The organism is Ectopseudomonas guguanensis (genome assembly GCF_900104265.1).
GTDB lineage: Bacteria > Pseudomonadota > Gammaproteobacteria > Pseudomonadales > Pseudomonadaceae > Aquipseudomonas > Aquipseudomonas guguanensis.
In genome coordinates, this window is sequence record NZ_FNJJ01000003.1 from 1 (window position 1) to 26,745 (window position 26,745).

Annotated in this window: 19 protein-coding genes; 6 read left to right on the forward strand and 13 right to left on the reverse strand. The window is 65.3% G+C overall.

What is annotated here, in order from left to right:
- Positions 1–400: 400 nt before the first annotated feature.
- Entirely contained in the window at positions 401–1,858 is a 1,458-nt protein-coding gene (locus tag BLS61_RS04750) for an SLC13 family permease (RefSeq protein ID WP_090428087.1), read from the reverse strand.
- An 85-nt stretch (positions 1,859–1,943) separates the two neighbouring features.
- Positions 1,944–2,810, reverse strand: a complete 867-nt coding sequence (locus tag BLS61_RS04755) for an ion transporter (protein WP_090428090.1) — start codon at positions 2,808–2,810, stop codon at positions 1,944–1,946.
- Between the two features lie 488 nt (positions 2,811–3,298).
- On the opposite strand from BLS61_RS04755, the gene BLS61_RS04760 reads away from it, so the two are divergent.
- The 3 genes from BLS61_RS04760 to BLS61_RS04770 are packed head-to-tail and all read left to right on the forward strand — an operon-like array spanning position 3,299 to position 8,887.
- On the forward strand, positions 3,299–4,378 hold the full coding sequence (locus BLS61_RS04760) for an efflux RND transporter periplasmic adaptor subunit (protein WP_090428093.1): 1,080 nt from the start codon (positions 3,299–3,301) through the stop codon (positions 4,376–4,378).
- Between the two features lie 4 nt (positions 4,379–4,382).
- Entirely contained in the window at positions 4,383–7,427 is a 3,045-nt protein-coding gene (locus BLS61_RS04765) for an efflux RND transporter permease subunit (protein ID WP_090428099.1), read from the forward strand.
- Entirely contained in the window at positions 7,424–8,887 is a 1,464-nt protein-coding gene (locus BLS61_RS04770) for an efflux transporter outer membrane subunit (RefSeq protein WP_090428102.1), read from the forward strand. The genes BLS61_RS04765 and BLS61_RS04770 overlap by 4 nt, the downstream gene beginning before the upstream one ends.
- 219 nt (positions 8,888–9,106) lie before the next feature.
- On the opposite strand, the gene BLS61_RS04775 is transcribed toward BLS61_RS04770, so the two are convergent.
- From BLS61_RS04775 to gcl, 7 genes are all read right to left on the reverse strand, one after another.
- Entirely contained in the window at positions 9,107–10,132 is a 1,026-nt protein-coding gene (locus BLS61_RS04775) for a DNA topoisomerase IB (protein ID WP_012018988.1), read from the reverse strand.
- Between the two features lie 157 nt (positions 10,133–10,289).
- Positions 10,290–11,201, reverse strand: a complete 912-nt coding sequence (locus tag BLS61_RS04780) for an urea transporter (RefSeq protein ID WP_090428105.1) — start codon at positions 11,199–11,201, stop codon at positions 10,290–10,292.
- 242 nt (positions 11,202–11,443) lie between these two features.
- Positions 11,444–12,859, reverse strand: coding sequence for a pyruvate kinase (pyk, locus tag BLS61_RS04785; protein ID WP_090428108.1), 1,416 nt, complete (start codon positions 12,857–12,859; stop codon positions 11,444–11,446).
- A complete protein-coding gene (locus BLS61_RS04790) occupies positions 12,856–14,130 on the reverse strand; it encodes a glycerate kinase type-2 family protein (RefSeq protein WP_090428113.1) in 1,275 nt (424 codons plus the stop codon). The genes pyk and BLS61_RS04790 overlap by 4 nt, the downstream gene beginning before the upstream one ends.
- Positions 14,131–14,428: 298 nt before the next feature.
- Positions 14,429–15,319, reverse strand: coding sequence for a 2-hydroxy-3-oxopropionate reductase (locus BLS61_RS04795; protein WP_012018984.1), 891 nt, complete (start codon positions 15,317–15,319; stop codon positions 14,429–14,431).
- 13 nt (positions 15,320–15,332) lie between these two features.
- Positions 15,333–16,115, reverse strand: coding sequence for a hydroxypyruvate isomerase (gene hyi, locus BLS61_RS04800; RefSeq protein WP_090428116.1), 783 nt, complete (start codon positions 16,113–16,115; stop codon positions 15,333–15,335).
- Between the two features lie 54 nt (positions 16,116–16,169).
- The gene (gene gcl, locus BLS61_RS04805; protein ID WP_090428120.1) at positions 16,170–17,945 is read right to left on the reverse strand and encodes a glyoxylate carboligase; all 1,776 of its coding nucleotides are present in this window, start codon (positions 17,943–17,945) and stop codon (positions 16,170–16,172) included.
- A gap of 332 nt (positions 17,946–18,277) precedes the next feature.
- Here gcl and BLS61_RS04810 point away from each other — a divergent pair, with 332 nt between their 5' ends.
- A complete protein-coding gene (locus tag BLS61_RS04810) occupies positions 18,278–18,712 on the forward strand; it encodes a GlcG/HbpS family heme-binding protein (RefSeq protein ID WP_090428125.1) in 435 nt (144 codons plus the stop codon).
- A 548-nt stretch (positions 18,713–19,260) separates the two neighbouring features.
- Here BLS61_RS04810 and BLS61_RS04815 read toward each other — a convergent pair.
- Positions 19,261–19,905, reverse strand: a complete 645-nt coding sequence (locus BLS61_RS04815) for a TetR/AcrR family transcriptional regulator (RefSeq protein ID WP_003243302.1) — start codon at positions 19,903–19,905, stop codon at positions 19,261–19,263.
- A 212-nt stretch (positions 19,906–20,117) separates the two neighbouring features.
- Between BLS61_RS04815 and moaA the strand changes: the two genes are divergently transcribed.
- Together moaA and BLS61_RS04825 are read left to right on the forward strand one after the other, a co-directional pair.
- Positions 20,118–21,113, forward strand: a complete 996-nt coding sequence (gene moaA, locus BLS61_RS04820) for a GTP 3',8-cyclase MoaA (protein ID WP_090428127.1) — start codon at positions 20,118–20,120, stop codon at positions 21,111–21,113.
- Positions 21,114–21,157: 44 nt separating this feature from the next.
- Positions 21,158–21,997 (forward strand): transporter substrate-binding domain-containing protein, encoded by an 840-nt coding sequence (locus BLS61_RS04825; protein ID WP_090428130.1) that lies wholly within the window; start codon positions 21,158–21,160, stop codon positions 21,995–21,997.
- Between the two features lie 148 nt (positions 21,998–22,145).
- Here the strand turns inward: BLS61_RS04825 and BLS61_RS04830 are convergent, their stop codons facing one another.
- The 3 genes from BLS61_RS04830 to BLS61_RS04840 form a co-directional block, all read right to left on the reverse strand.
- Positions 22,146–23,612, reverse strand: coding sequence for an NCS1 family nucleobase:cation symporter-1 (locus BLS61_RS04830; protein WP_090428133.1), 1,467 nt, complete (start codon positions 23,610–23,612; stop codon positions 22,146–22,148).
- Between the two features lie 553 nt (positions 23,613–24,165).
- Positions 24,166–25,026 (reverse strand): outer membrane protein OmpK, encoded by an 861-nt coding sequence (locus tag BLS61_RS04835; RefSeq protein WP_090428136.1) that lies wholly within the window; start codon positions 25,024–25,026, stop codon positions 24,166–24,168.
- Between the two features lie 77 nt (positions 25,027–25,103).
- On the reverse strand, positions 25,104–26,606 hold the full coding sequence (locus tag BLS61_RS04840; protein ID WP_208598771.1) for a nucleobase:cation symporter-2 family protein: 1,503 nt from the start codon (positions 26,604–26,606) through the stop codon (positions 25,104–25,106).
- Positions 26,607–26,745: the final 139 nt, after the last annotated feature.

The following is a 26,745-nucleotide window of genomic DNA, read 5'->3' on the forward strand; positions in this document are numbered from 1 at the left end:
AGCGTTTGGCTTTTGCTCTTGAAGCGCGATCTCGCAGACGACACCCAAGTCCCCTTCAGGAGGCCGAGTGGAATCACCGTGGAAGGGGTTGAGCGACATGGATGTCGCGAGAGCTGCGATGGGCCATGGATGGCCCTTCGCAGCGTGCCCCTGGAACGGTGATGGAGCGAGGGAACCCCGGCGTAGCCGGGGCCGGATGCAGGGGTGTGTTTCTTTGCTTACTTTCTTTGCACAAGCAAAGAAAGTGAGTCGCCCGTAAGGGGCGAAACCCATCAGATCAGACGACACGCTAAGGGATAGTGCCAAGTCATCGACAGCTAACACGTTATTGCCAGTCCGGTGTCAAGCGTATCTTCCCCGCGAGAATGCGAAGAGCCTTTTTTGTGGCTGCGATCCAGGCTCAATGCGCCCAGATCAGGCCCACCAGCAGGTAGCAGATCACCGTCACCAGCACCACGCCGAACAGGTTGAGGGCGAAGCCCGCCCTGATCATCGACTGTATCTTCATATGCCCGGTGCCGAACACGATGGCATTGGGCGGCGTCGCCACCGGCATCATGAAGGCGCAGCTGGCAGCGATGGCAGCAGGAATCGCCAGCAGTTCGGCCGGCATGCCCTGCGACACCGCCAGCGCGCCCAGCAGCGGCAGGAAGGCGGCGGCGGTAGCGGTGTTGGAGGTGACTTCGGTGAGGAAGATGATCACCAGCACCACCACGCCGATCATCGCGATCACCGGCAGCGCGCCAAGGGCACCGAGGCTTTGTGCGATCCACTCGGCCAGGCCGGTGCTGCGAATCACCCCGGCCAACGACAGCCCGCCCCCGAACAGCAGCAGGACACCCCAGGGCAGCTTGCTGGCGCTTTCCCAGTTCATCAGGAACACACGCTCCTTGACGTCCACCGGGATGATGAACAGCGCCAGCGCTGCGGCGATGGCGATGCTGGTGTCGTTGACACCGGGCACCCAGTCTGCGATCAGCGGCTGGAACACCCAGGCCAGCGCGGTAACCACGAACACCAGCGCAACCAGCTTCTCGCCGCGACTCAGCGGGCCGAGTTCGGCCAGCTCGCTGCGAATCAACTGTGTGCTGTCATGCCCGGCCAGATTGAAACCGCCGCGAGTCAGCCACCACCAGATGAACGCCAGCATGATCACCGCCACCGGCACGCCCAGCAGCATCCACTGGCCGAAGCCGATCTGCACCTCGTAGTTGTCGGCGAGGAAGGCCGCCAACAGGGCATTGGGCGGCGTACCGATCAGCGTGGCGATACCGCCGACGCTGGCAGCGTAGGCGATGGCCAGCAGCAGGGCGGTGGCGAAGCGCTCACGGTCGGCATCGCCCGTGCTCTTCTCGTCGGTGAGCATGGCGATCACCGACAGACCGATGGGCAGCATCATGATGGTGGTGGCGGTATTGCTCACCCACATGCTGAGAAAGGCGGTGGCCATCATGAAACCGGCGATCTGCTTGCTCGGCTTGCTGCCCATGGCCAGCAGCGTCATCAGGGCGATGCGCTTGTGCAGATTCCAGCGCTCCATGGCCAGGCCGAGGATGAAGCCGCCGAGGAACAGGTAGATGGTCGGATTGGCGTAAGGCGCGGTGGCGGCATTGAGACTGTCGATACCCAGTGCCGGTATCAGCAGGATCGGCAGCAGCGAGGTGGCAGGAATCGGAATGGCCTCGGTGGACCACCAGGTGGCCATCAGCAGGGTCAGGCCGATGGTGGCCCAGGCAGCGCTGGAAAGCTCGCCTGGCGGCTCAGTGACCAGGCAAACGAGCAGTAACAATGGGCCTAGAATCAGGCCAATCCAGGCGGCCTTGGCAGGCGCCGTGGATTCATTGGTGGTAACGGCCATCGCGCGCTTCCTTATTATTAAAAAAGTCGGGCTTTATAGCCCACAGGGCGACTTTATGACCACGCGATGGCCGTTCGGTTTTGCTTCAGTCTGTTTCAGGTGCGCTTCGTGCTGGCGATGCGGACGCCGCCGGCCTGCCAAACAGCGGTCCTCCGCAACGACTGCAAAATGACGCGTTGTATTCATGTAGCTTTTTCCGGCAATGCGGGCAGTCATGCTCCATCTGCCCCTCCAGCCGCATGGCATTGGCCAGTTCGGCGGTGAAGATGCCGGTCGGCACGGCGATGATCGAGTAGCCGGTGATCATCACCAGCGTGGCCAGCATCTGACCGATGGGCGTTTGCGGCGTGATGTCACCGAAGCCCACGGTGGTCAGCGTCACCACCGCCCAGTAGATACTGATCGGTATGCTGGTGAAGCCGTTGGCCGGGCCTTCGATCACGTACATCAGCGCGCCATATACCGTGACCAGGGTCGAAACGCTGACCAGAAAGACGATGATCTTCTGCTTGCTGCCGCGCAGCGCCACCAGCAGGAAATTCGCCTGGGACAGATACTGACGCAGCTTGAGCACGCGGAAGACGCGGATCAGGCGTATGGCGCGAACGATCATCAGGTACTGCGCATCGGCGAACATCAGCGCCAGGATGGCAGGCAGCACCGCCAGCAGATCCACCAGGCCGAAGAAACTGAAGGCATAGCGCATGGGCTTGGGCGATATATACAGACGCAAGCCGTACTCGATCGCGAAAAGCACGGTGAAGAACCATTCCAGTGCTTTGAATACCTCGGCGTAACGGCTATGGAAGTGTTCGACGCTGTCGAGCATCACCACCACCAGGCTGGCGAGAATGGTCACCAGCAGCCAGTTGTCGAAGCGCTGCGCGGCCGGTGTGCTGGTTTCGAAGATGATGATGTAGAGGCGCTGGCGCCAGGTCTGGCCTTTGTCCACGGCGTGACTCTCCTAGTAAGGCGAGGGGCAAGCCTAGGCAGGAGTGCGTAGTCAGGGCAAGTAAGAGGTACTGCTCGATGCTCGATGCCCAGGCCATGTGCGTCCGGCTCGAGAGTTTTCCAGCGCTAGTCGGTTACTGAGCGAGCGCTCGGCCTTTAAGAAAACTCTGAAATAACCGTCATTCCCGCGCAGGCGGGAATCCAGATCCTGCGTAGTCCCTAGGCTCCCGCCTTAGCGGGAGTGACGACCAATGGCTTTTTCAGAGTTTCCTTAACTGAAAACGAGCAGCAGGGCATGCCGTCGAGCAGTGCCTCGATTGGCGTTCAGCCTGCTGTGGGTCCGCGCATTGGGTAAATGCAGTCAGGATCGACCGCCCAGTCACCCCATTGGCCAAAATTTGCAGCCGAACTCCTGCGCGACAAGGGGGCTCTACTGTCTGTCCCGGCGACCCGAACTCGTGGTCGCAAACCAATCAGACAGGAGTCCCGATGACGTCAACACCAGCATCCCGCTTGCCCAAGTCCTGGTTGATGATCATCGCCTGTGCGCTGCCGCTGCTCGGCGGCTGTTCTTCCGAGGCCGAGCCGGCACCCGAGCCGCCGCGGGTGGCGCTGGTCGAGCCGCTGCAGCCCGCCGCGCCGCAGGCCGAGGCGCTGCGTTTCTCTGGGGTGGTGCAGAGCGTGACCACCACCCAGCTGTCGTTCGAGGTGGCCGGGCGCATCGAGCGCATCCTGATCGATGAGGGCGCCCGCGTCAGGCGCGGTCAGCCGCTGGCCGAGCTGGATCGCACCGACTACCGCCTGCAGCTGCGTGAAGCCGAGGCGCGCCTGCGTCAGCTGGAGGCGGATCTGGCGCGCAAGCGCACGCTGCTTGCCGAAGGCATTCTCGCCCCTGCCGCCATCGAGGCGCTGGAGGCCAACACCGTGGCCGCGCGGGTGGCACGCGACAGCGCCCAGCGCGATATCGACCACAGCACCCTGAGCGCGCCGTTCGATGGCGTGGTGGCGCGCCGCCTGGCCGAGCCGGACATGGTGGTGGCGGTCGGCGCGCCGGTGTTTGAGATGCAGGACAACCGCCAGATCGAGGTCAGCGTCGATCTGCCGGAAAGCGCCGCGCTGAGCATTCCGCTCGGCCCCGAGCTCGAGGCCGAAGCGCAGCTGGTGATCGCCGACCTGCGCCTGCCGCTGCGCTACAAGGAGCACAGCACCCAGCCGCGCGAAGGTGCGCGCACCTACCGGCTGGTGCTGCAGGGCGAGCCGCCCGAGGACTACAACCTGCTGCCGGGCATGGCCATGCGCGTCAGCCTGCAGCGCCCCGCACAGCCACAGACAGAGGAGGAGGGCTTTCGCCTGCCGCTGTCGGCGCTGCAGACCGGCAGCGACGGCAAGCACTTCATCTGGCAGGCCGACGAGGGCCGCGCGCGGCGGCTGGCGGTGCAGTTGCAGCAGGTCGAGGGCGATAAGGCGCTGATCCGCGGCGAGGGTCTGCAGGCGCAGCTGCCGATCATCGTCGCCGGCGGCAGCAAGCTGCACGAGGACCAGGCGATCGAAGCGCGGGAGCGGAACTGAGCCGATGGATTTCGCCCGTTACGCCATCACTCGGCCGGTCAATATCTGGATTCTGGTGCTCACCTGCCTGCTCGGCGGCATCCTCGCCTTCTTCGAGATCGGCCGCCTCGAAGACCCCGAATTCACCATCAAGCAGGCCATCGTCAACGTGCAGTACCCCGGCGCCACGGCGCTGGAGGTCGAGCAGCAGGTGACCGAGCCGCTGGAAAGCGCCATCCAGCAGATGTCGCAGATCAAGGAGATTCGCTCGCGCTCGATGCCGGGCATCGCCGAGATCCGCGTGGAGATGCAGGACCGCTACGACGGTGATGCGCTGCCGCAGATCTGGGACGAGCTGCGCAACAAGATCAACGATGCCCAGGGCGACCTGCCGCCGGGCATCGAGCCGCCGCAGGTCAACGACGATTTCGGTGATGTCTACGGCATCTTCTACGCCCTGACCGGCGACGGTCTGACGCTCAAGGAACTGCACGAAACGGCCAAGGACTTGCGCCGCGCGCTGCTCACCGCCGACGGCGTCGGCAAGGTGGAGATCGCCGGCGTGCAGGAGGAACGCATCCTGGTGGAGGTTGATCAGGCGCAACTGGCGGCGATGAACATCGCCCCCGACGAGATCGCCGCAGCTCTGGGCGATACCGACGCCGCGGTGGAGGCCGGCGGCGTCAATGCCGGCGATTTCTTCGTGCGCCTGCGCCCCAGCGGGGCGTTCGATTCCCTGGAGGAGCTGCGCGCGCTGTCGGTCGGCCAGGGCCCGCAGCGGGTCGAGCTGGGCGCCATCGCCAAGCTCTCGCGCGACTATGCCGAGCGGCCGCAGCAGATCATCCGCCATAACGGCCAGCCGGCGCTGACGCTGGGCATCAGCGGGGTGTCCGGGGCGAACATCGTCGAGGTCGGGCACAGCGTCGAGGCGGTGCTGCGGACCGTTGAGCACCGCATGCCGCTGGGCGCCGAGCTGCACCCGCTGTACGAGCAGCACCGCATCGTCGACGAGTCGGTGAACAGCTTCGCCCTCAACGTGTTTCTCTCGGTGGCCATCGTGGTCGGCGTGCTGTGCATTGCCATGGGCCTGCGCGCCGGGGTGATCATCGGCGCGGTGCTGTTTCTCACCGTGCTCGGCACGTTGCTGGTGATGTGGCTGGCCGGCATCGAGCTGGAGCGGATTTCCCTCGGCGCGCTGATCATCGCCATGGGCATGCTGGTGGACAACGCGGTGGTGGTCTGCGACGGCATGCTGGTGCGTCAGCGCCAGGGCAAGAGCATTCTCGAGGCGTCGCAGCAGACGCTGCAACAGACGCAGTGGCCACTGCTGGGGGCGACCATCATCGGCATCCTGGCCTTCGCCGGCATCGGCCTGTCCCAGGACACCACCGGCGAGTTCCTCTTCTCGCTGTTCTTCGTCATCGCCGTGTCGCTGCTGCTCAGCTGGTTGCTGGCCCTGCTGCTGGTACCGCTGTTCGGCCATTACCTGCTGCGCAACGCCGGCACCGACGAGGAGGCCGATGCCGCATACGACGGCCCCTGGTACGCGCGCTATCGCCGGCTGGCTACAGGCGTGCTGCACCGGCCGAAGCTGACCATCGGCGCGCTGCTGGTGCTGACGGTGATCAGTGCGGTGATCTTCACCCGCCTGCCGCAGAGCTTCTTCCCGCCGTCGAGCACGCCGCTGTTCTACGTCAACCTGTTCCTGCCGCAGGGCACGCATATCCGCGACACCGCGCGCGCTGCCAGCGAGGTCGGGCAGTACCTGGCCGAGCAGGACGGCGTGAGCGATGTGTCGAGTTTCATCGGCGCCGGGGCCTCGCGCTTCATGCTCACCTACATGCCGGAGCAGCCGAATGCCTCGCTGATGCACTTTCTCGTGCGCACCGAGGATGCCGAGCGGATCGACGGCCTGGTCCGGCAGATAAATCAGGAGTTGCCGCAGCGCTATCCATCGGCGGACGTCAGCGCCGCCCAGTTCATGTTCGGCCCCAATGCCGAGGCCAAGCTGGAGGCGCGCATCAGCGGCCCGGACATCGAGGTGCTGCGCGAGATATCCGCCGAGGGGCGCAAGCGCCTGCAGGAGCAGGGCCAGGTGCTCAACGTGCGCGACGACTGGCGTCAGCCGGTGCTGGTGCTGCGCCCGCAGCTGGCGCTGGATCGCCTCGCCGATGCCGGACTGACCCGCCAGGCGGTGGCGCGCGCACTGGCCGCCGGCAGCGAGGGCCAGCGCGTCAGCCTGCTGCGCGAACGCGACGAGCTGATCCCGGTGCTGCTGCGCGCCGCACCGGATGACCGCATCGACGCCGACAACCTGCTGCAACGGCTGATCTGGAGCCCGGCCGGCAACGGTTACGTGCCGCTGGCGCAGGTCGCCGACCGCATCGAACCGAGCAGCGAGGACGGCATCATCGTGCGCTACGACCGCGAGCGCACCATCTCCATCCGCGCCGAACCGCGCGACGGCGAGAATACCAACGAGGCGCATGAGCGCATCCGTCCGCTGATCGAGGGCATCGAACTGCCGGTCAACTACAGCCTGAAATGGGGCGGCGACTACGAACAGTCCTCCGATGCCCAGCAGGCGCTGGCCAGCACGCTGGCGGTGCCCTATCTGGCGATGGTGCTGGTCACCGTGCTGCTGTTCGCCAGGGTGCGCCAGCCGCTGATGATCTGGGCGGTGGTGCCCATGGCCATCTGCGGCGTGAGTTTTGGCCTGCTGCTCACCGGCCAGGCCTTCGGCTTCATGGCGCTGCTTGGCCTGCTCAGCCTGACCGGCATGCTGATCAAGAACGCCGTGGTGCTGGTGGACGAGATCGACCGGCAGATCGCCGCCGAGGTGCCGCGCCTGACCGCCATCATCGAGGCCTCGGCCTCGCGTCTGCGCCCGGTGACGATGGCCGCCGGCACCACGGTGCTGGGCATGGTGCCGCTGCTGTTCGACCCGTTCTTCGCCAACATGGCGGTGACCATCATGGGCGGCCTGGGCTTCGCCACGCTGCTGACCCTGCTGGCCGTGCCCTGCCTGTACCTGCTGCTGATGAAAGTGCGCCCGGAGGAAACCGAATGACTGCCAAGGCCCTGGCCGCTCCGCTGCTGCTCGCCCTGGCCCTGAGCGCCTGCTCCAGCGCACCACAGCACCCGGCGCCGCAATTGCCGGATACCTGGTTCAGCGCCGCCGGCGCCCACCCGGCCGACGCCGAGTCGCTGGCCAGCTGGTGGCGCCAGTTCGACGACCCGCAGCTCACCGCGCTGGTCCACCGTGCCATGCAGCAGAATCACGATGTACGCCTGGCCATGGCGCGGGTCGACAGCGCCCGTGCGCAGCTGCGCCAGTCGCGCGCCGGCCTGCTGCCGAGCTTCGACCTGCCGGGCTCGGCCAGCCGCCAGTGGATCGAGAACGACCAGGACGCCGAACCCGGCAGCCCGCTGGCCGACTTCATCCCGGATGACGACCCGATCGCCTTCGACAGCTGGGAACTGGCGCTGCAGGCGACCTGGGAACTGGACCTGTTCGGCGCCACCCGCGCCCGACGCGACAGCGCCGCCCAGCAACTGCGTTCGGCCGAGGCGCAGACGGTGGCCGCGCGCCTGGCTGTGGCCGCCAACACCGCGCAGGGCTACCTGCAGCTGCGCGCGCTGCAGGGGCAGCGCGCGCTCTTGGTCGAAGGCATCGAAGTGGCCCGCGAACTGGAGCGCATCGCCGGGCTGCTGTTTCACGCCGGCGAAGTGACCCGGCTGGACGTCGAGGCCACCTCCGCCGAACGCGCATCGCTGGAAGCCGATCTGGACGAGCTGGACATCCACCTGGCCGAAGCGCAGCTGGCACTGGATACCCTGCTCGCCGAGCCGCCGGGCAGTAGCGCCGCCCAGCTCGCCGCCAGTACGGCGGTGCCGCTGGCCGAACAGCCTATCGCCGCCGGTCAGCCCATCGACCTGCTGCGCCGCCGCCCGGACCTGATCGCCGAGGCGGCGCGGCTGGATGCTGCCGAACTGCAGGCACTGGCCGCCCGCCGCGACCTGTTCCCGAAACTGGCGGTGCAGGCCGCCGTGGGGCGCTCCGGCTTCGCGTTGGGCGACGCCATTTCCAGCGCGTCGAACTTCGCCCGGGTCGGCGCCACCTTCGGCCTGCCGCTGCTGGACTATGCAAACCGTGGCGCCGCCATCGAACTGGCCGATGCCGAGGGCGAGGGCGCCTACATCGCCTTCGAGCAGGCCCTGGCCCGCGCGCTGGAGGAGGTCGAACGCGGCCTGACACGCATCGCCGGCCAGCAACGTCGGCACGCCGCCCTCAGCCGTACCCGCGCGCACCGCGAGCGCGCGCATCGGCTGGCGCAGCGCAGCTACGAACTGGGCGAGGCGAACCTGAGTGAGGTGCTGGACGCCCAGCGCGGCGCACTGCAGGCGCGGCAGCGGGCATTGGAAGGTCGCACCGCACTGGCGACCGCGCAGGTGGCGTTGTACGTGGCGCTGGGCGGTGGCTGGCAGGCGGGAGGCGCGCAGGCTGCGGATACTGGCGCCGGGGAGTGATCGCGGCGGCAGAGCGCCAATGTGCCGCCTCTGTAGGAGCGGCTTCAGCCGCGAATCGCTGTCAGGATCGTTGGCACGCTCTGCATGGGAACGCAGCTCAGCGCGACCAGGCGTCATGCGGTGCAAGGTGATCGCGGCTGAAGCCGCTCCTACAGAACCCTGCATGTCTGGTTGAACGTGGCAACGTGACCCTCGGACGCTCTGCGTCCGGTATCAGGCTCAGGCGGGCGGCAGTTTTTCCAGAAAGCGCATCAGCAGGCTTTCTTCGGCGCGCAGGCCCTTGCGCGATGTCGCCAGGCGGATGCCGGCCAGCTCGCCAGCGAGGAAGGCGTCGATCAGGGCCGGATGGATGTAGCACTTGCGGCAGACCGCCGGCGTATTGCGCAGCTGCTGCGCCACCTCCTTGACCATGGCCACCACATGCTTCTTGGCTGCGCTTTCCGGCTGCCATTCGAGCTCGCGCAATAGCGTCAGGGCCAGCGCGCTGCCGGCCCAGGTGCGGTAGTGCTTGGCGGTGAAGTCGGCGCCGGTGAGTTCACGCAGGTACTCGTTGATATCGGTGGAGGTCACCGCGCGACGCTCGCCATGCTCGTCCAGATACTGGAACAGGTGTTGCCCGGGCAGTTCCAGACAGCGCTGGATGATACGCGCCAGGCGTCGATCGTTGACCTGCACCTCATGCTCGATGCCGCTCTTGCCGCGAAAGTGAAAGCGTATGGTGTTGCCTTGCACCTCGACGTGACGGTTGCGCAGGGTAGTCAGCCCATAGGAGCGATTGTCCCGCGCGTAGCGGGCGTTGCCGACCCGGATCAGGGTGTTGTCCAGCAGCATGATCACGGTCGCCAGCACCTTCTCGCGGCGATGTTCGCGCAGGTTCAGGTGCTGCTGCAGCGCTTCGCGCAGCGCTGGCAGGGCTTTGCCGAATGCCAGCAGGCTGGCGTACTTGTCCGCATCGCGGATTTCGCGCCAGCGGGCGTGGTAACGGTATTGCTTGCGCCCGCGGGCATCGCGGCCGGTTGCCTGCAGATGACCGTTGGCCAGTGGGCAGATCCAGACATCGGTGTAGGCGGGCGGCACTGCCAGGGCATTGATGCGAGCCACCTCCTTGGGGTCGCGGATGCGCTGGCCCTGCGTGTCGAAGTAGCAGAACTTGCCGCGCAGCTTGCGGCGGCTGATGCCCGGCATGCTGTCGTCGACATAGCGCAGGTCGGCCGGTAGTTCGATGTCGCCAGGCGCCAGGCTCATCGGCGCGCCCCTCGACAAAACCTGACAACAGGCGAAACGGCGATGGCAGGGCAAAGGACAACGTCGGGCATGGGTATCGCTCGTTGCAGCAGATATGAATTAGCCCGCCAAACGAGGCGGGAGTTCACTCTTTACGAGCGGGAAGAGGGGCCGGGCGTCAGGGCGCTGCGCTGTTTCTGACTGCCTGCTGCCAGCTCTGCGCGCCGGCTCTGATCAGCCAGCAGGCGAGGATGAACGGCATGGTCAGGGCCGGCAGGCCTAGGGCGCTGAAACCGGGCTGCAGCAGCAGGGCGAGCAGGATGCCGAGGGCGGGCACCCAGAGGTTGCGGTGTACCTGGGCCAGGGCAATGGCCGCCAGAGTGGCGTTGTAGCCGTAGAGACCGGCCAGCGCACCCACGCCGGGCCAGCCGGAGAAGAGCGCCAGGGCGAAGCCGCCGCTGGAACCCAGCAGCGCCCACAGCGCCATGCGGCCATCGGCCAGGCGCAAGCCGAACAGCAGGCACAGGCCGGCCAGTGGCGAGTCGAGGAAGATCACCTGACCGAGGCCGCGCAGCACGGCGAGTATCAGCTGCAGGAGGCTCAGCGCCGGCGCGTCGGGCGCGTTGGCTGGCGGTGCAGCTGACAGCTCCAGCTGAGCGAGCAGTGCCAGCAGCAGCCAACCCAGCAGCACGAAGGGAAAGGTGAAGGCGGGCAGCCAGCCATGCTGGCGCATGCGCCGCATCCAGGGTGCCAGCAGCAGGCTGGACAGGGTGGCGCTGGCGACGATCAGCACGGGCAGCAGCGGCGTCCACGGTAGCTTCAGGCTCAGCAGCAGACCGAGCAGGACGCCGTTGTAGCCGTACAGGCCGATGGCGATATCGGTAGGCGGGTAACCGCGGCGTTGGGCCACCCACATCGAGGTCAGGCCGCCGAGCAGGGCACCGGGCAGCAGCTCGGGTGCGCCGATCAGAATGGCGAGCAGCACCAGTGCGCCGCAGCCGGGGCTCTGTTGCAGGAAGATCTGGGCGAAGCCGCAGAGCAGGGCGCGCAGGCTTTGCAGGGCAGGGTGTGAGGTTGGTAGTCGGGGCATGATGTATATGCCAAGAGAGCCCTCTCCCCCAGCCCCTCTCCCATAAATGGGAGAGGGGAGCTGTCCGTGTCGCCTGGAGGAGTCGTGTAGGGTGCGCCGTGCGCACCGCCAACTGGTCGCAAGGTGCGCACGGCCTAGGCGGCCCCGCGGCACCCTACGAATCAATACAGCGCGTAGCCCGGATGAAAGCCGGGAAGCAGCAGTCGAGCATTCCCCGGATTTCATCCGGGCTACGGGGCGAGTCAATGCAGCGTTTCGATCCTCAGGCTGTTGGTGCTGCCGGGCTGGCCGAAGGGTTCGCCGGCGGTGATCACCACGGTTTCGCCGCGCCTGGCCATGCCCTGGGCCTGGGCAATCTCCAGCGCGGTGCTGGTGACTTCCTCGACCCGGCGCAGGCGCTCGTTGACCACCGAGTAGATGCCCCAGGCCACGGTCAGGCGGCGGGCAGTGGTCAGACTCGGCGTCAGGCTCAAGATCGGCGCCTTGGGTCGTTCACGCGAGGCACGCAGGCTGGAGCTGCCGGATTCCGTGTAGTTGACCAATGCCGCCACCGGCAGGATCGAGCTGATACGGCGGATGGCGCAGCTGATGGCGTCGCTGGCGGTGGCCTCGGCCTGCGGGCGACCGACGTCGAGCTGGCTCTGGTAGTCCGGGCCGTTCTCCACCTGGCGGATGATCTTGCTCATCATCTGCACGGTTTCCAGCGGGTAGTCGCCGGAGGCGGTCTCGGCCGACAGCATCACCGCATCGGCGCCTTCGGCCACGGCGTTGGCCACGTCGGTGACTTCGGCGCGGGTCGGCGCCGGAGAGAAGCGCATGGATTCCAGCATCTGCGTGGCGACCACCACCGGGCGGCCCAGTTGGCGGCAGGTGCGCACGATGTCCTTCTGGATGCGCGGTACGTTCTCGGCCGGCACTTCCACGCCCAGATCGCCGCGCGCCACCATGATGGCGTCGCACAGCTTGGCGATTTCTTCCAGGTGAATCACCGCCGAGGGCTTCTCGATCTTGGCCATCAGGAAGGCCTTGCCGCCAATCAGCTCGCGGGCTTCGACGATGTCCTCGGGGCGCTGTACGAAGGACAGCGCCACCCAGTCCACGCCCAGCTCCAGGCCGAAGGCCAGATCGCGACGATCCTTTTCGGTCAGCGGCGACAGCTGCAGCACCGCCTCGGGCACGTTGACGCCCTTGCGGTCGGACAGCTCGCCACCGGCGATGACGCAGGTGTCTACCGCATCGGCCTGCTTGCCGGTCACTTTCAGGCGCAGGCGGCCGTCGTCCAGCAGCAGGCTCATGCCCGGCTGCAGGGCTTCGATGATTTCCGGGTGGGGCAGGTTGACCCGGCTGGCGTCGCCGGGCGTGGCGTCCAGGTCCAGGCGCAGGCTCTGACCATTGACCAGCTGCACCTTGCCTTCGGCGAAACGGCCGACGCGCAGCTTGGGCCCCTGCAGGTCCATAAGGATGCCGATGGGCTGGTTCAGCTCGCGCTCCACCTCGCGCACCCACTGGTAGCGCTGGGCGTGGTCGGTGTGTTCGCCATGGCTGAAGTTGAGGCGGAACAGGTTGACCCCGGCTTCCACCAGCTGGCGGATATGCGCGGCGTCGCGGATGGCCGGGCCGAGGGTGGCGAGGATCTTTACTTTCTTGTCGGCGTTCATTGAGCAGGGCTCTCGAGAATGAGGATGGCGCGGAAATCGTTGACGTTGGTACGGGTCGGGCCGGTGACGATCAGCTCGTCGAGGGCAGCGAAGTAGCCGTAGCCGTTGTTGTTGTCCAGTTCGTCGCGGGCCGATAGGCCCTTGATGCCGGCACGGGCATGGCTGTAGGGCGTCATGATGGCGCCGGCGTTGTCTTCGGAGCCGTCGATGCCGTCGGTGTCGCCGGCCAGCGCGTAGACGCCGGGCAGGCCCTTGAGGCTCTCGGTGAGGCTCAGGAGGAATTCGGCGTTGCGTCCGCCTCGGCCGTTGCCGCGCACGGTGACGGTGGTTTCGCCGCCGGAGAGGATCACGCAGGGCGGCTTGATCGGCTGGCCGTGCAGCTGCACCTGGCGAGCGATGCCGGCATGCACCTTGGCCACGTCGCGCGACTCGCCTTCCAGGTCGCCAAGAATCAGCACCGGCAGGCCGGCCGCTTCGGCCTTGGCTGCGGCGGCGTCGAGCGACTGCTGCGGGGTGGCGATCAGCTGGAAGTGGCTACGGGCGAGTACCGGGTCGCCCGGCTTGACCGTTTCCGAGCGCGGGTCCTGCAGCCAGGCGCGCACGTTGGCCGGGATGTCGATGGCGTAGCGAGCGAGAATCGCCAGGGCTTCGGCCGAGGTGGTCGGGTCGCCCACGGTGGGGCCGGAGGCGATCACCGTGGCCTCGTCGCCGGGCACGTCGGAGATGGCGTAGGTGTAGACGGTCGCCGGCCAGCAGGCCTTGGCCAGGCGGCCGCCCTTGATCGCCGAGAGGTGCTTGCGCACGCAGTTCATCTCGCCGATGGTGGCGCCGGACTTGAGCAGCGCCTTGTTGATCGCCTGCTTGTCCTTAAGGCTGATGCCTTCGGCCGGCAGCGCCAGCAGCGAGGAGCCGCCGCCGGAAAGCAGGAAAATCACCCGATCGTCTTCGGACAGATTCGACACCAGCTCCAGCACGCGGCGGGCGACGCGCTCGCCGGCATCGTCCGGCACCGGGTGCGCGGCTTCCACCACCTCGATCTTCCTGCAATCGGCGCCGTGCTCGTAGCGGGTCACCACCAGGCCGCTGACCTCGCCCTGCCACTCCTGCTCGATCACCTCGGCCATGGCCGCGGCGGCCTTGCCGGCGCCGATGACGATGACGCGACCACTACGGTCGGCGGGCAGATGGTCGGCCAGCACCTGGCGCGGATGGGCGGCGGCAATGGCGGTAGCGAACAGGTCGCGCAGCAGGCGTTGCGGGTCGAAGGTCATGGCGGTGTTCTCTTGTTCTTGGCTTGAGAGTCGCGTAGCGAGGCGGGCAGGCCGCGTAGGAGTCGATGAGTCGGGGTGCCTGCGCGGCATGCCCGTCAGGGTGACGCAGGGTCGATTCCAGTCCGCAGGCGCCGCGTTGGCAGCGCCTGGGGAGTGGGATCGACCAACCTGGCAATCGGGCCGTGACACCTCCTGCCAGGAAGGTCGAAAGGGTGCCGGGGCGATCCGGCTGGTCGGTGCGCACGGCGCACCCTACGGCTCGCGATACCCCGTAGGGTGCGCCGCGCGCACCGCCTTGTTACTCGCCGCGGATATTGAAGTTGGCCATATGCTCCAGACCCTTGATCAGGGCAGAGTGGTCCCAACCGCTGCCACCGAGGGCCGCGCAGGTGCTGAACACCTGCTGGGCGTTGGCGGTGTTGGGCAGGTTCAGGCCCAGCTCACGGGCGCCGGACAGCGCCAGGTTCAGATCCTTCTGGTGCAGGCTGATGCGGAAGCCCGGATCGAAGGTGCCCTTGATCATGCGCTCGCCGTGCACTTCGAGGATCTTCGAGCCGGCGAAGCCGCCCATCAGCGCCTCACGCACCTTGGCCGGGTCGGCGCCGTTCTTGGCGGCGAACAGCAGGGCTTCGGCCACCGCCTGGATGTTCAGCGCGACGATGATCTGGTTGGCCACCTTGGCGGTCTGGCCGTCACCGTTGCCGCCAACGCGGGTGATGTTCTTGCCCATGGCCTGGAACAGCGGCAGGGCGCGTTCGAAAGCGTTCGGGCAGCCGCCGACCATGATCGACAGGGTGGCGGCCTTGGCACCGACTTCGCCGCCGGATACCGGGGCGTCCAGGTAGGCGGCGCCGGTGGCCTTGATCTTCTCGGCGAAGGCCTTGGTCGCGGTGGGGGAGATCGAGCTCATGTCGATCACCACCTTGCCGGCACCGACGCCCGCAGCAACGCCGTCGGTGCGGAACAGTACGTCTTCGACCTGCGGGGTGTCCGGGACCATGACGATGATGAATTCGGCTTCCTGGGCCACTTCCTTCGGGTTGGCCAGGGCGATGCCGTTGTCGCCGACCAGGTCGGCCGGGGCCTTGTCGAAGTGCTCGGAGAAGAACAGGGTGTGGCCGGCCTTCTGCAGGTTCTGCGCCATGGGCTTGCCCATGATGCCGGTGCCGATAAATCCGATTTTTGCCATGAGATGAGTCTCCTCAGATTGCGTTGTGCGCTTTCATCCAGCCGAGGCCGGCAGCGGTGGTGGTTGCCGGCTTGTATTCACAGCCGATCCAGCCCTGGTAGCCGATGCGATCCAGGTGCTCGAAGAGGAAGCGGTAGTTGATCTCGCCGGTGCCCGGCTCGTTGCGGCCCGGGTTGTCTGCCAGCTGCACGTGGTTGATGGCGGCCAGGTTGCTCTCAACCGTGCGGGCCAGGTCACCTTCCATGATCTGCATGTGGTAGATGTCGTACTGCAGGTACAGGTTGGTGCTGCCGACCTTGTTGCGGATGTCCAGGGCCTGCTTGGTGGTGCTGAGGTAGAAGCCGGGGATGTCGCGGGTGTTGATGGCTTCCATGACCAGGCGGATACCGGCGCCGGCCAGCTTGTCGGCGGCATAGCGCAGGTTGTCGACGAAGGTCTTCTCGACGGTCGCGCAATCCATGCCCTGCGGACGGATGCCGGCCAGGCAGTTGATCTGCTTGTTGCCCAGCACCTTGGCGTAGGCGATGGCCTTGTCGACACCGGCGCGGAATTCCTCGACGCGATCAGGATGGCAGGCGATGCCGCGCTCGCCCTTGCCCCAGTCGCCGGCCGGCAGGTTGAACAGCACCTGTTCCAGCTTGTTGGCGTCCAGACGGGCCTTGATCTCTTCCACCGCGAAGTCATAGGGGAAGAGGTATTCCACGCCGCTGAAACCGGCTTCGGCGGCGGCGGCGAAACGGTCCAGAAAGTCCACTTCGGTGAACAGCATGGACAGGTTGGCAGCAAAACGGGGCATAAGAAATTCCTCGGTTGCGTAGGGTGTTGTGGCCCGTAGGGCGCACCCTACGGATCAGTCGAGCAGCGAGATGGCGGTCGGGGCGTCGACGCCGCGCTCGGCCAGTTCCTCGAACTCGTTGATGGCGTTGATTTCGGTGCCCATGGAGATGTTGGTGACACGCTCCAGGATCACCTCGACCACCACCGGCACGCGGTGCTCGGCCATCAGGCGCTTGGCTTCGGCGAAGGCGTTCTGCAGCTCGTTCGGGTCGAACACGCGGATCGCCTTGCAGCCCAGGCCCTCGACCACGGCGACGTGGTCGACGCCGTAACCGCCCAGCTCCGGCGCATTGATGTTCTCGAACGCCAGCTGCACGCAGTAGTCGATGTCGAAGCCGCGCTGCGCCTGACGGATCAGGCCCAGGTAGGAGTTGTTCACCAGCACGTGGATGTACGGCAGGTTGAACTGCGCGCCGACGGCCAGCTCCTCGATCATGAACTGGAAGTCGTAGTCGCCGGACAGCGCCACCACGTTGCGGGTCGGGTCGGCCTTGACCACGCCGAGGGCCGCCGGAATGGTCCAGCCCAGCGGGCCGGCCTGGCCGCAGTTGATCCAGTGGCGCGGCTTGTACACGTGGAGGAACTGCGCGCCGGCGATCTGCGACAGACCGATGGTGCTGACGTAGCAGGTGTCCTTGCCGAAGGCTTCGTTCATTTCCTCGTAGACGCGCTGCGGCTTGGCCGGCACGTTGTCGAAGTGGGTCTTGCGCTGCAGGGTGCGCTTGCGCTCGCGGCAGGCTTCGACCCAGGCGCTGCGGTCCTTCAGCTTGCCGGCGGCTTTCCATTCGCGGGCGACTTCCAGGAAGGCGTCCAGCGCACTGCCGGCGTCGGAGACGATGCCCAGGTCCGGGTTGAACACGCGGCCAATCTGGGTCGGTTCGATGTCGACGTGGATGAACTTGCGGCCCTCGGTGTAGACGTCCACCGAGCCGGTGTGGCGGTTGGCCCAGCGGTTGCCGATGCCGAACACCAGGTCGGAGGCGAGCAGGGTGGCGTTGCCGTAACGATGCGAAGTCTGCAGGCCGACCATGCCGACCATCAGCTTGTGATCGTCGGGGATCGCGCCCCAGCCCATCAGGGTCGGCACCACCGGCACGCCGGTCAGCTCGGCGAACTCCACCAGCTTGTCCGCCGCATCGGCGTTGAAGATGCCGCCACCGGCGACCAGCAGCGGGCGCTCGGCCTCGTTGAGCATGGCGATGGCCTTCTCGGCCTGGACGCGGCTGGTGCTCGGTTTGGCTACCGGCAGCGGCTCGTAGGCGTCGATATCGAACTCGATCTCGGCCATCTGCACGTCGAACGGCAGGTCGATCAGCACCGGGCCGGGGCGGCCGCTGCGCATTTCATGGAAGGCACGCTGGAAGGCGCGCGGCACCTGGCCGGGCTCCATCACGGTGGTGGCCCACTTGGTCACCGGGCCGACGATGCTGGTGATGTCGACCGCCTGAAAATCTTCCTTGTGCATGCGCGCACGCGGCGCCTGGCCGGTGATGCACAGGATCGGGATGGAGTCGGCGGAGGCCGAGTACAGGCCGGTGACCATGTCGGTGCCGGCCGGGCCGGAGGTACCGATGCACACGCCGATATTGCCGGCATTGGTGCGGGTGTAACCCTCGGCCATGTGCGAAGCGCCTTCGACGTGACGGGCCAGGACGTGATCGATGCCACCGAGTTTCTTCAGGGCGGCATACAGGGGGTTGATGGCAGCGCCGGGGACGCCGAACGCGGTATCGACGCCTTCGCGACGCATCACCAGTACGGCTGCCTCGATTGCTCTCATTCTGGCCATATCTTGTGCCTCTTTTGTTATCAGATTGTATACAAAACGCCTGGCTCGGATTCTATGCAGGCCATGACTTCGCGGTCAACATTTTTTCCGAGGCAGTCTGTCGCCGCGGCGGATTTCTTTTAAAACGCCTGTTTGAGCGGGATTAGCCGGGTGGTCGACCGCAATGCTCGAATAACTGTATACAATGATAAATAATATTGTATGTAGGTATTGAAGTTTTTGTTTCTGGTGGGATAGTGAGGGCGAGCTTTGGATTGCTCGGGGCATGCCGCCGTACGCCAAGCGGTGGTGCTTCGGGTGTTCGTTCCCTTTGTCACTTAGGAGTCATCACCATGAGCCACTTGAACCTGCAAACCGCCAACGCCATCGGCAACCGCGCCCTGGCCGTGGGCCGCGAGATAAAGGCGGCGCCGCTGACCGTCGCCGTGCTGGATGCCGGCGGGCATCTGATCAGCCTGCAGCGCGAGGACGGCGCCAGCCTGCTGCGCCCGCAGATCGCCATCGGCAAGGCCTGGGGCGCGCTGGCCCTGGGCAAGGGCTCGCGCCTGATCGCCGCCGACGCGCAGCAGCGCCCGGCCTTTATCGGGGCGGTGAACAATCTGGCCCAGGGCAGCCTGGTGCCGGCGCCGGGCGGGGTATTGATCCGCGACGACCGCGGCGAAGTGATCGGCGCCGTCGGCATCACCGGCGACACCTCGGATATCGACGAGCAGTGTGCAGTCAGCGCGCTGGAGTCGCTGGGCCTGAAGGCGGATGCCGGGGTGTAGGGTGTGCCGTGCGCACCGACTTTACCGCCGGTGCGCCCTATGCCCCGGATTGCATCCGGGCTGCGGCCCGTAGGGTGCGCCGCGCGCACCGACTTATGACGCGGACGTTCGGGAAGCCTTTGGTGCGCACGGCGCACCCTACGGACTGGCGTATGTCGCTGGCTCGACGTAGTGCGTAGGGTAGATGTCGCTTTTACATCCACCAGAGCGGTGGATCGGTAAGGCGCGATCCATCCTGCGGACTTTCGGAGATGCCCCTGACTCTTCGTAGGGTGCGCCGCGCGCACCGAATTCAGTACGTCGAGTTCGGGAAGTCTTGGTGCGCACGGCGCACCCTACGGACTGGCGTATGTGGCTGGCTCGACGTAGTGCGTAGGGTAGGTGTCGCTTTTACATCCACCAGAGCGGTGGATCGGTAAGGCGCGATCCATCCTGCGGACTTTCGGAGATGCCCCTGACTCTTCGTAGGGTGCGCCGCGCGCACCGAATTCATTACGCGGAGTTCGGGAAGTCTTGGTGCGCATGGCGCACCCTACGGCGGTCAGCCGCTAGACGCTGCTGACCAGCTCGGACGCCGTCGACGGCGCCGGGGCGACTTCGCAGCCCTTGAGCACCAGGCGGATGATGGTCTGCGCCGCGGCTTCGTAGTCGGCGTCGTCCAGGCTGGCCTTGCCGGTGACGGTGGAAATCTGCCAGTCGAAGTCGGCGTAGGTCTGGGTCGCGGCCCAGATGCTGAACAGCAGGTGGTGTGGGTCGACTTTGGCCATCAGGCCCTGGTCGATCCAGCGCTGGATGCAGGCGATGTTGTGCTTGGCCTGGTCGTTGAGCTGTTCGGTCTGCTCCGGCGACAGGTGCGGGGCACCGTGCATGATCTCGCTGGCAAACACCTTGGAGGCATGCGGCAGCTCGCGGGAAATACGGATCTTCGAGCGGATGTAGGCGGTCAGTACCTCGCTCGGGTGGCCCGGCTGGTTGAAGGGCGCAGACGCGGCCAGCAGCGGCTCGATGATGCTTTCCAGGACCTCGCGGTAGAGGTTTTCCTTGGACTTGAAGTAGTAGTAGACATTGGGCTTGGGCAGGCCGGCCTTGGCCGCGATATCGCTGGTCTTGGTGGCGGCGAAGCCCTTGTCGGCGAACTCTTCGCTGGCCGCGCGCAGGATGAGCTCTTTGTTACGCTCGCGAATGCTGGTCATAAGGCCCTGTGTTTTCCTCTGCCGCCGGACGGCGGTCGGGCATGGTAGCACCGGCTTTGCGCGAGGCTCAAGGCAGCGGCCACGGGCTGCGCAGCTGCTATCTGACTCTTGAGTCAAATTTCTGTATACAAGAAATGGCTTTTCTGTTTTTATCCTTCGCAGCGACATCCATGACAAAAAGTCTCGGCGCGTGACGCTGCAGGAGACCCGCTGTGCACACGAACCAACTCGTCGATCCCTTCGGGCGGCGTATCACCTACCTGCGTTTGTCGGTGACCGATCGCTGCGACTTTCGCTGCACCTACTGCATGAGCGAAGACATGCAGTTCGCCCCGCGCCAGCAGATCCTCAGCCTGGAAGAACTCTATGCTGTGGCCGACGCCTTTATCGGCCTTGGCGTGCGGCGTATTCGTATCACCGGTGGCGAACCGCTGGTACGCAAGAATCTGCTGAGCCTGCTGCAGCGCCTGGGCGAGCGTGACGAGCTGGATGACCTGGCGATTACCACCAATGGCTCGCAGCTGGCCGAGATGGCGGCGCCCTTGCGTGCGGCCGGTGTGCGCCGGCTGAACATCAGCCTGGATTCCCTGCAGCGCGAGCGCTTCGCCGCCTTCACCCGCCGCGACAAGCTCGACCAGGTGCTGGCCGGCATCGACGCCGCGCGCGCCGCCGGCTTCGACAGGATCAAGCTCAACAGCGTGGTGCAGAGCGGGCGCAACGACGACGAGGTGCTCGATCTGGTCGAGTTTGCCATCGAGCGCGGCCTGGATATCAGCTTCATCGAGGAAATGCCGCTGGGCAGCGTGGTCAGCCACAGTCGCGAGCAGACCTTCTGCTCCAGCGACGAGGTGCGCCAGCGTATCGAACAGCGCCATGCGCTGGTGCGCAGCAGCAAGGTGACTGGTGGCCCTTCGCGCTACTGGCAGGTGGTCGGCACGCAGACCCAGGTGGGATTCATCTCCCCGCACAGCCACAACTTCTGCGGCGACTGCAACCGCGTGCGGGTCACTGCCGAAGGCAAGCTGGTGCTCTGCCTCGGCCACGACAACGCGCTGGATCTCAAGCGCCTGTTGCGCGCCCATCCGTGGGACAGCGAGCGCCTGCGTCAGGCTTTGATCGAGGCGTTGCGTCTGAAGCCCGAGCGGCACCACTTCGCCACCGACGAGCAGGTCCAGGTGGTGCGCTTCATGAGCATGACCGGTGGCTGAGCCCGTCTGATCGGATTCCCATAACAACAATAAGGAGGCTTTCAATGAAGCCCGTTCTTCTGTGCCTGTTTTCCACCCTTTTGCTGACGCCTGCTGCCCTGGCGCAGACCTACATAGTCGGCGTCGAGGAGTTGCCGTTCGCGCCGCATTACAGCCTCGATGGCGAGGGCCAGTACCGTGGTTTTGCCCGAGAAGTGCTGGATGCCTTCGCCGCCGACAGCGGTGTCGGCCTGAGCTACAAGGCGCTACCCGTGGATCAGTTGCTGCCGGCCCTGCAGCGTGGCGAGATCGATCTCAAGTACCCCGACAGTCCGCATTGGGCCGGCGCGCAGAAGGCCGGCATGACGCTGCACTACAGTCAGGCCGTGGTCGATTACGTCGACGGCGTGCTGGTGGCACCGCAGCGAAAGGGGCAGGCAGTGGAGAGGCTCGGTCGTCTGGCCATGGTCCGGGGCTGGACGCCGCGCGGTTACGAGCAAGCCATCGACAGCGGGCAGATCCAGCTGAGCTACAGCGACGATCTACGCCAGATGATCCGTCAGGCGTTGAAGCAGGACACCGATGGCGCCTACTTCAACGTGGTGGTGGCCACGCATTATCTGGACAACATCCGCGCACGGCCCGGTGCGCTGGTGTTCGACCCCAAGCTGCCGCACACCCGCGGCAGCTTCCACCTGTCGAGCCTGCGTCATCCGCAACTGATCGCCCGTTTCGATCGCTTTCTCGTCGAGCGCTCGGCACAGGTGGCGGCGCTCAAGGCGAGTCATCGCGTAGAGGCCAATCTCGATAGCGACTACCTCGGCCTGGAGCAATGGAAAGTGGACTATTTCGAGCGCCAGAAAGCCAAAGCCGGCGCACAGGCGCCGGCTTTGTCCACTCGATAAGGGCTTAGCAGGCCGTTGAAAAGCGTAGGTGAGGCAGCCAGTGCAAGGCAAAAACAGGCGAAAAAGCGGAGTTTACGAGTTGTAAATGAGCATTTTGAGCCTGTTTTTAACGCAGCAATGGCAACGCAGGTAGTTTTTCAACAGCCTGTTAGAGGGTGGCGTCGGCGCGCTTCAGCGCCTGCGCCTGGCCGCGCATCAGACCGTAGTGCAGTAGCGCGCCGAGCAGGGCGCCAAGCAGCCAGGAATAGCCCGACAGCTGGGTCAGAACGGGCGCCCAGACCGACGCGACGGAGAACACCGAGGCGATGGCAAAGGCGATCAGCGCCTTGCGGTTCCAGCCGCCGTCGAAGTAGTAGGCCGAGCCGACTTCGGCGCTGAACAGCTGCTGCAGGTCGAGCTTGCGCCGGCGCACCAGGTAATAGTCGACGACGATGATGCCGTACAGCGGCGCCAGCACGGCGCCGAGGGTGTCGACGAAGGCGGCGATGCCGACGTTGCTGATGAAGGCGACCCACAGCGCGCCGATGAAGAAGGCGATGCCGGCGGTGATGAAGCCGCCGGTGCGCGCGCTGATATGTGCCGGGGCCAGGTTGGCCAGGTCATAGGCCGGCGGGATGAAGTTGGCCACCAGATTGATGCCCACGGTCGCGGCGAAGAAGGTCAGCGCGGCGATGATGGTCAGGGTCAGGTTATCGACGCGCGCGACGATGTCGGTGGGGTTGGTCAGCGTCTCGCCGAACACCACCACGGTACCCGCGGTGATCACCAGGGCGATCAGCGAGAAGAACGCCAGGCTCACCGGCAGGCCGAGGAAGTTGCCGATGGTCATCTGCTTCTCGCTTTTGACGAAGCGGGCGAAGTCGCCATAGTTGATCACCACCGCGGCGAAGTAGGCGACCATGGTGCCGACCACCGCGAAGAAGGCAGCCACCGGGCCGGCCTTGTATTCACCGGTGCCACTGAAGATGTTGCCCAGTTCACTGAGCAGGCTGGGGCCGGCCTTGTACCAGATCAGGCCCATCAGCGCGATCATCACCACATACACCAGCGGCCCGGCCCAGTTGAGGAAGCGGGTGATCCAGCTCATGCCGCAGACGAACAACGCCACCTGGAACAGGCAGACGATCACGTAGGACAGCCAGCCGATGGCGGTCAGGCCCATGTATACGGCCGGGTCCTGCGGTTGCAGCAGCGAGTTGAGCAGCAGCGCCACCGCGGTGGAGGCGAAGTAGGTCTGCACGCCGTACCAGAAGATGGCGACGATACCGCGTACCAGGGCGGGGAAGTTGGCGCCGCGCACACCCATGCTGGCGCGGGCGAACACCGGGAAGGGAATGCCGTACTTGACGCTGGGTTTGCCGGTCAGCTGTACCAGGCCCATGACGATGAAGCCGGCGAGGACGATGCCGGCCAGTACCGCCCAGCCATTGAGCCCGTAGGAGATGAACAGCGTCGCCGCCAGGGTGTAGCCGAACAGACTCTGAATGTCGTTCGACCAGACGTTGAAGATCTCGAACCAGCCCCAGGTACGTTTCTCGGGAGCCAGGGGGGCGAGATCCTCGTTGTGCAGCGAGGTATCGATGTGCTTGATGCGGAAATCTTCGGCGTTGGACATGGACAGCTCCCAGTTTTGTTCTTGCGCCGCGACGGCGTATGAGGAGGTTTGTCTGCAGGTTTCGTTCCGATTTTGTATTCGTGTCATGACTGAATCTGTGTATACAGCCATTTCAACAGTGTTTCGGTAGGAACCTGTTTGTCTTGTACACAGAAAATTCGTTGCTGAATATGGCTTTCGGACAGATTGCACACAAAAAATAGAAATATTGTGATCAAAAACTTGACCTTGCGGTCAGTTGAGTGCTTGCAAGTCGTTGATGAAAAAGCCGGATAGGCGGCCCGATTCTGCACCGATGCGGTGCCTGCCCTGATTGCGGAGCGCCGGGTTGGTGCGGCGATTCAAGCCGGTTTGATAAAGGCGGTGCGCACGGCGCACCCCACGGCCCGAGGTAGATGGCCGTGTGCACTGGGTGCGCATTCGTAGGGTGCGCCGTGCGCACCAGCCTTTCCGTTCGGTGCAAAGAAAAAGGGGGAAGGGCGCGAACGCCCGTCCCCCTTTTTACCCGGCCGCCGTCCCTACCCGACGTCGGCCAAGTTCGTTGCGGCAGTGGTCAGAAGTGGTACTTGACCAGTGCCTGCACAGCCGTCTGGTCGAAGCGATCGCCCGAACCATCCACCGGTTTCACGCCGTACTTGGCGCGCCACATGTTGATCTCGGTGCCGACGTAGAGCTGGCGCTCCTTGCCGAACAGGGCCTTGCCGGCGTCCCACTTGACCTGGATCGAGGAGCCCACCGAGGTCTGGGTGCCGGCATCGCGCGACGGCGAGCGCCAGTCGACGAAGCCGTCGACGACGAAATCCTGATCGCCCAGGCTGAAGGGGTACGCGGCGCTGACGGTCAGCTGGGTGGCGTAGCCGTTGCTGTCGGCATCCTTGAAGAAGGTGTGGTTGTTGATCTTGACCCGGTACAGATTGGTCTTGAAGTAGTTGAAGCCGGGAATCTCCCAGTCCAGGCCGACGCCGTACAGGTAGTTCTCCGGGCCGGGGCCGCCTTCGCCTTTCTCGTAGGTGAAGGCGGCGTAGACGTCCTTGATCGGACCGGCAGCCAGCTTCTGCCCGGTCAGCCAACTCAGGCTGATGCGCGGGGAGAATTCCATGTAGTAGAAGGAATTCTTGTCATGCTGGCGGAAGGTGCCGTTGTCGAAGCTGCCGCGCGACTGCACGTTGTCGGCGCTGATGTAGTCGAGGAAATAGAAGACGTCGCCCCAGACCCAGCCGCTGGCGTGCTCGAAGGTGAAGGTGGTCTGGGTGCGCTGCTCCTCGCCATTGAAGTTCATGCGCTGGAAGTTCTCGCCATACAGGTAGGACAGGCTGTTGTCCTGCCAGTACAGCAGGTCGCCGGCGAGGGCCTGCTGGCCGGCGAGCAGGCCGGCAGAGAGCGCGAAGCAGTGAGGCAGATGCTTGAGTTTCATGGGTTTTCCTTATTGTTGGCGTGCAAGCGGACAACTCCCGGCGGCGCAGCACCGGGAGGGGTAAGGGTAAAAGGGGATCAGCCGGAGCGTGTGGTGGTGGCCAGGTCGCGGCTCAGGGTCTTCAGGCTGCTGTCGTCGATGTGATCGTCGTCCTCGCGGTTCTGCAGCACGGTGTGCAGGTGCGCTTCGGGATCGTAGTCGTCTTCCTCCACTTCGTGAGCTTCATCGGGCAGGAAGATGTTGAGCAGAATGGCACTGAAGGCGCCGATGGTGATGGGCGAGCCGAAGATGTTCTTCAGCACGTCGGGCATGTGCGACAGCACGTCCGGCACGCCGGCCACGCCCAGGCCCATGCCCAGCGAGATGGCCACGATCAGCACATTGCGACGGTGCAGGCCGGCTTCGCTGAGGATCTTGATACCGGCCACGGCGACGGTACCGAACATGATCAGGGTGGCGCCGCCCAATACAGGCTTGGGCATCAATTGCAGCACCGCGCCGACTGCCGGGAACAGGCCGAGCAGCACCAGGATGCCGGCGATATAGAAGGCCACGTGACGGCTGGCCACGCCGGTGAGCTGGATCACCCCGTTGTTCTGGCTGAAGGTGGTCATCGGCAGGCTGTTGAACATGGCGGCGACCGCCGAGTTGCAGCCGTCGGCCAGCACCCCGGACTTGATCCGGCGCATGTACAGCGGCCCCTTGACCGGCTGTTTGGAGATGATCGAGTTGGCGGTCAGATCGCCGGCGGTTTCCAGCGGGGTGATCAGGAAGATCACGGCGATGGGCACGAAGGCGATCCAGTCGAAGCCGAAGCCGTACTTGAAAGGCTGCGGCACGCTGATCAGCGGCACCTCGGCCATGTTGGCGAAGTCCACCCGGCCGGTGAACCAGGCCACCGCGAAGCCCAGGGCCAGGCCGATGATCACCGCCGACAGGCGCAACACCTGCGAGGAGGCGCGGTTGAGCAGGACGATGGTGCCCAGTACCAGGCCGCCGAGGGCCAGGTGGTGCAGGGCGCCGAGATCCGCTGCGCCGTAACCGCCGGCTAGATCGGTCATGCCCACCTTGATCAGCGACAGGCCCATCAGGCAGATGATGGTACCGGTCACCACCGGGGTGATCACCTTGCGCAGCTTGTTGATGAACTGGCTGAAGACGATCTCGACGAAGGCGGCGCAGAAGCAGATGCCGAACAGCGCGGCGAGTATCTCCTCCTCGCTGGCGCCGCGCCCCTTGACGATGAAGCCGGCACTCAGGATCACGCTGAGAAAGCCGAAACTGGTGCCCTGCAGGCACAGCAGGCCGGAGCCGATCGGGCCGATGCGCTTGGCCTGAACGAAGGTGCCGAGGCCGGAGACGAACAGCGCCATGCTCACCAGATACGGCACATGAGCGCCGAGGCCCAGCGCGCTGCCGACGATCAGGGTGGGGGTGATGATGCCGACGAAGCTGGCCAGCACATGCTGCAGCGCCGCGAAGATGGCTGGCGCGAACGCTGGCGTGTCGTCCAGCTGGTAGATCAGGTCGCTATTGCCGGAAGGGGCAGCGGGGGTAGGGGTGTTGCTGTCTGTGGTCATGTCATAGCCTGCCAGTTGTTTTTATACGGTCATGGGCTTGCACGAGGCTTCACGGCACCTCTGAACTGATCGACCTGCAAAGCTGTCTGGTCGGTCAGAATATTTCGACTATAACAATTTGTGGACACGGTTAAAAACA

What these genes read in the sequence shown, in the direction of transcription:
- BLS61_RS04780 (WP_090428105.1), bottom strand. Translation starts at nt 11,201, where the DNA reads ATGCCCCGACTACCAACCTCACACCCTGCCCTGCAAAGCCTGCGCGCC.
- BLS61_RS04815 (WP_003243302.1), bottom strand. Translation starts at nt 19,905, where the DNA reads ATGACCAGCATTCGCGAGCGTAACAAAGAGCTCATCCTGCGCGCGGCC.
- BLS61_RS04795 (WP_012018984.1), bottom strand. Translation starts at nt 15,319, where the DNA reads ATGGCAAAAATCGGATTTATCGGCACCGGCATCATGGGCAAGCCCATG.
- BLS61_RS04770 (WP_090428102.1), top strand. Translation starts at nt 7,424, where the DNA reads ATGACTGCCAAGGCCCTGGCCGCTCCGCTGCTGCTCGCCCTGGCCCTG.
- BLS61_RS04750 (WP_090428087.1), bottom strand. Translation starts at nt 1,858, where the DNA reads ATGGCCGTTACCACCAATGAATCCACGGCGCCTGCCAAGGCCGCCTGG.
- BLS61_RS04790 (WP_090428113.1), bottom strand. Translation starts at nt 14,130, where the DNA reads ATGACCTTCGACCCGCAACGCCTGCTGCGCGACCTGTTCGCTACCGCC.
- hyi (WP_090428116.1), bottom strand. Translation starts at nt 16,115, where the DNA reads ATGCCCCGTTTTGCTGCCAACCTGTCCATGCTGTTCACCGAAGTGGAC.
- pyk (WP_090428108.1), bottom strand. Translation starts at nt 12,859, where the DNA reads ATGAACGCCGACAAGAAAGTAAAGATCCTCGCCACCCTCGGCCCGGCC.
- BLS61_RS04760 (WP_090428093.1), top strand. Translation starts at nt 3,299, where the DNA reads ATGACGTCAACACCAGCATCCCGCTTGCCCAAGTCCTGGTTGATGATC.
- BLS61_RS04825 (WP_090428130.1), top strand. Translation starts at nt 21,158, where the DNA reads ATGAAGCCCGTTCTTCTGTGCCTGTTTTCCACCCTTTTGCTGACGCCT.
- BLS61_RS04835 (WP_090428136.1), bottom strand. Translation starts at nt 25,026, where the DNA reads ATGAAACTCAAGCATCTGCCTCACTGCTTCGCGCTCTCTGCCGGCCTG.
- BLS61_RS04775 (WP_012018988.1), bottom strand. Translation starts at nt 10,132, where the DNA reads ATGAGCCTGGCGCCTGGCGACATCGAACTACCGGCCGACCTGCGCTAT.
- gcl (WP_090428120.1), bottom strand. Translation starts at nt 17,945, where the DNA reads ATGGCCAGAATGAGAGCAATCGAGGCAGCCGTACTGGTGATGCGTCGC.
- BLS61_RS04830 (WP_090428133.1), bottom strand. Translation starts at nt 23,612, where the DNA reads ATGTCCAACGCCGAAGATTTCCGCATCAAGCACATCGATACCTCGCTG.
- BLS61_RS04765 (WP_090428099.1), top strand. Translation starts at nt 4,383, where the DNA reads ATGGATTTCGCCCGTTACGCCATCACTCGGCCGGTCAATATCTGGATT.
- BLS61_RS04810 (WP_090428125.1), top strand. Translation starts at nt 18,278, where the DNA reads ATGAGCCACTTGAACCTGCAAACCGCCAACGCCATCGGCAACCGCGCC.
- BLS61_RS04840 (WP_208598771.1), bottom strand. Translation starts at nt 26,606, where the DNA reads ATGACCACAGACAGCAACACCCCTACCCCCGCTGCCCCTTCCGGCAAT.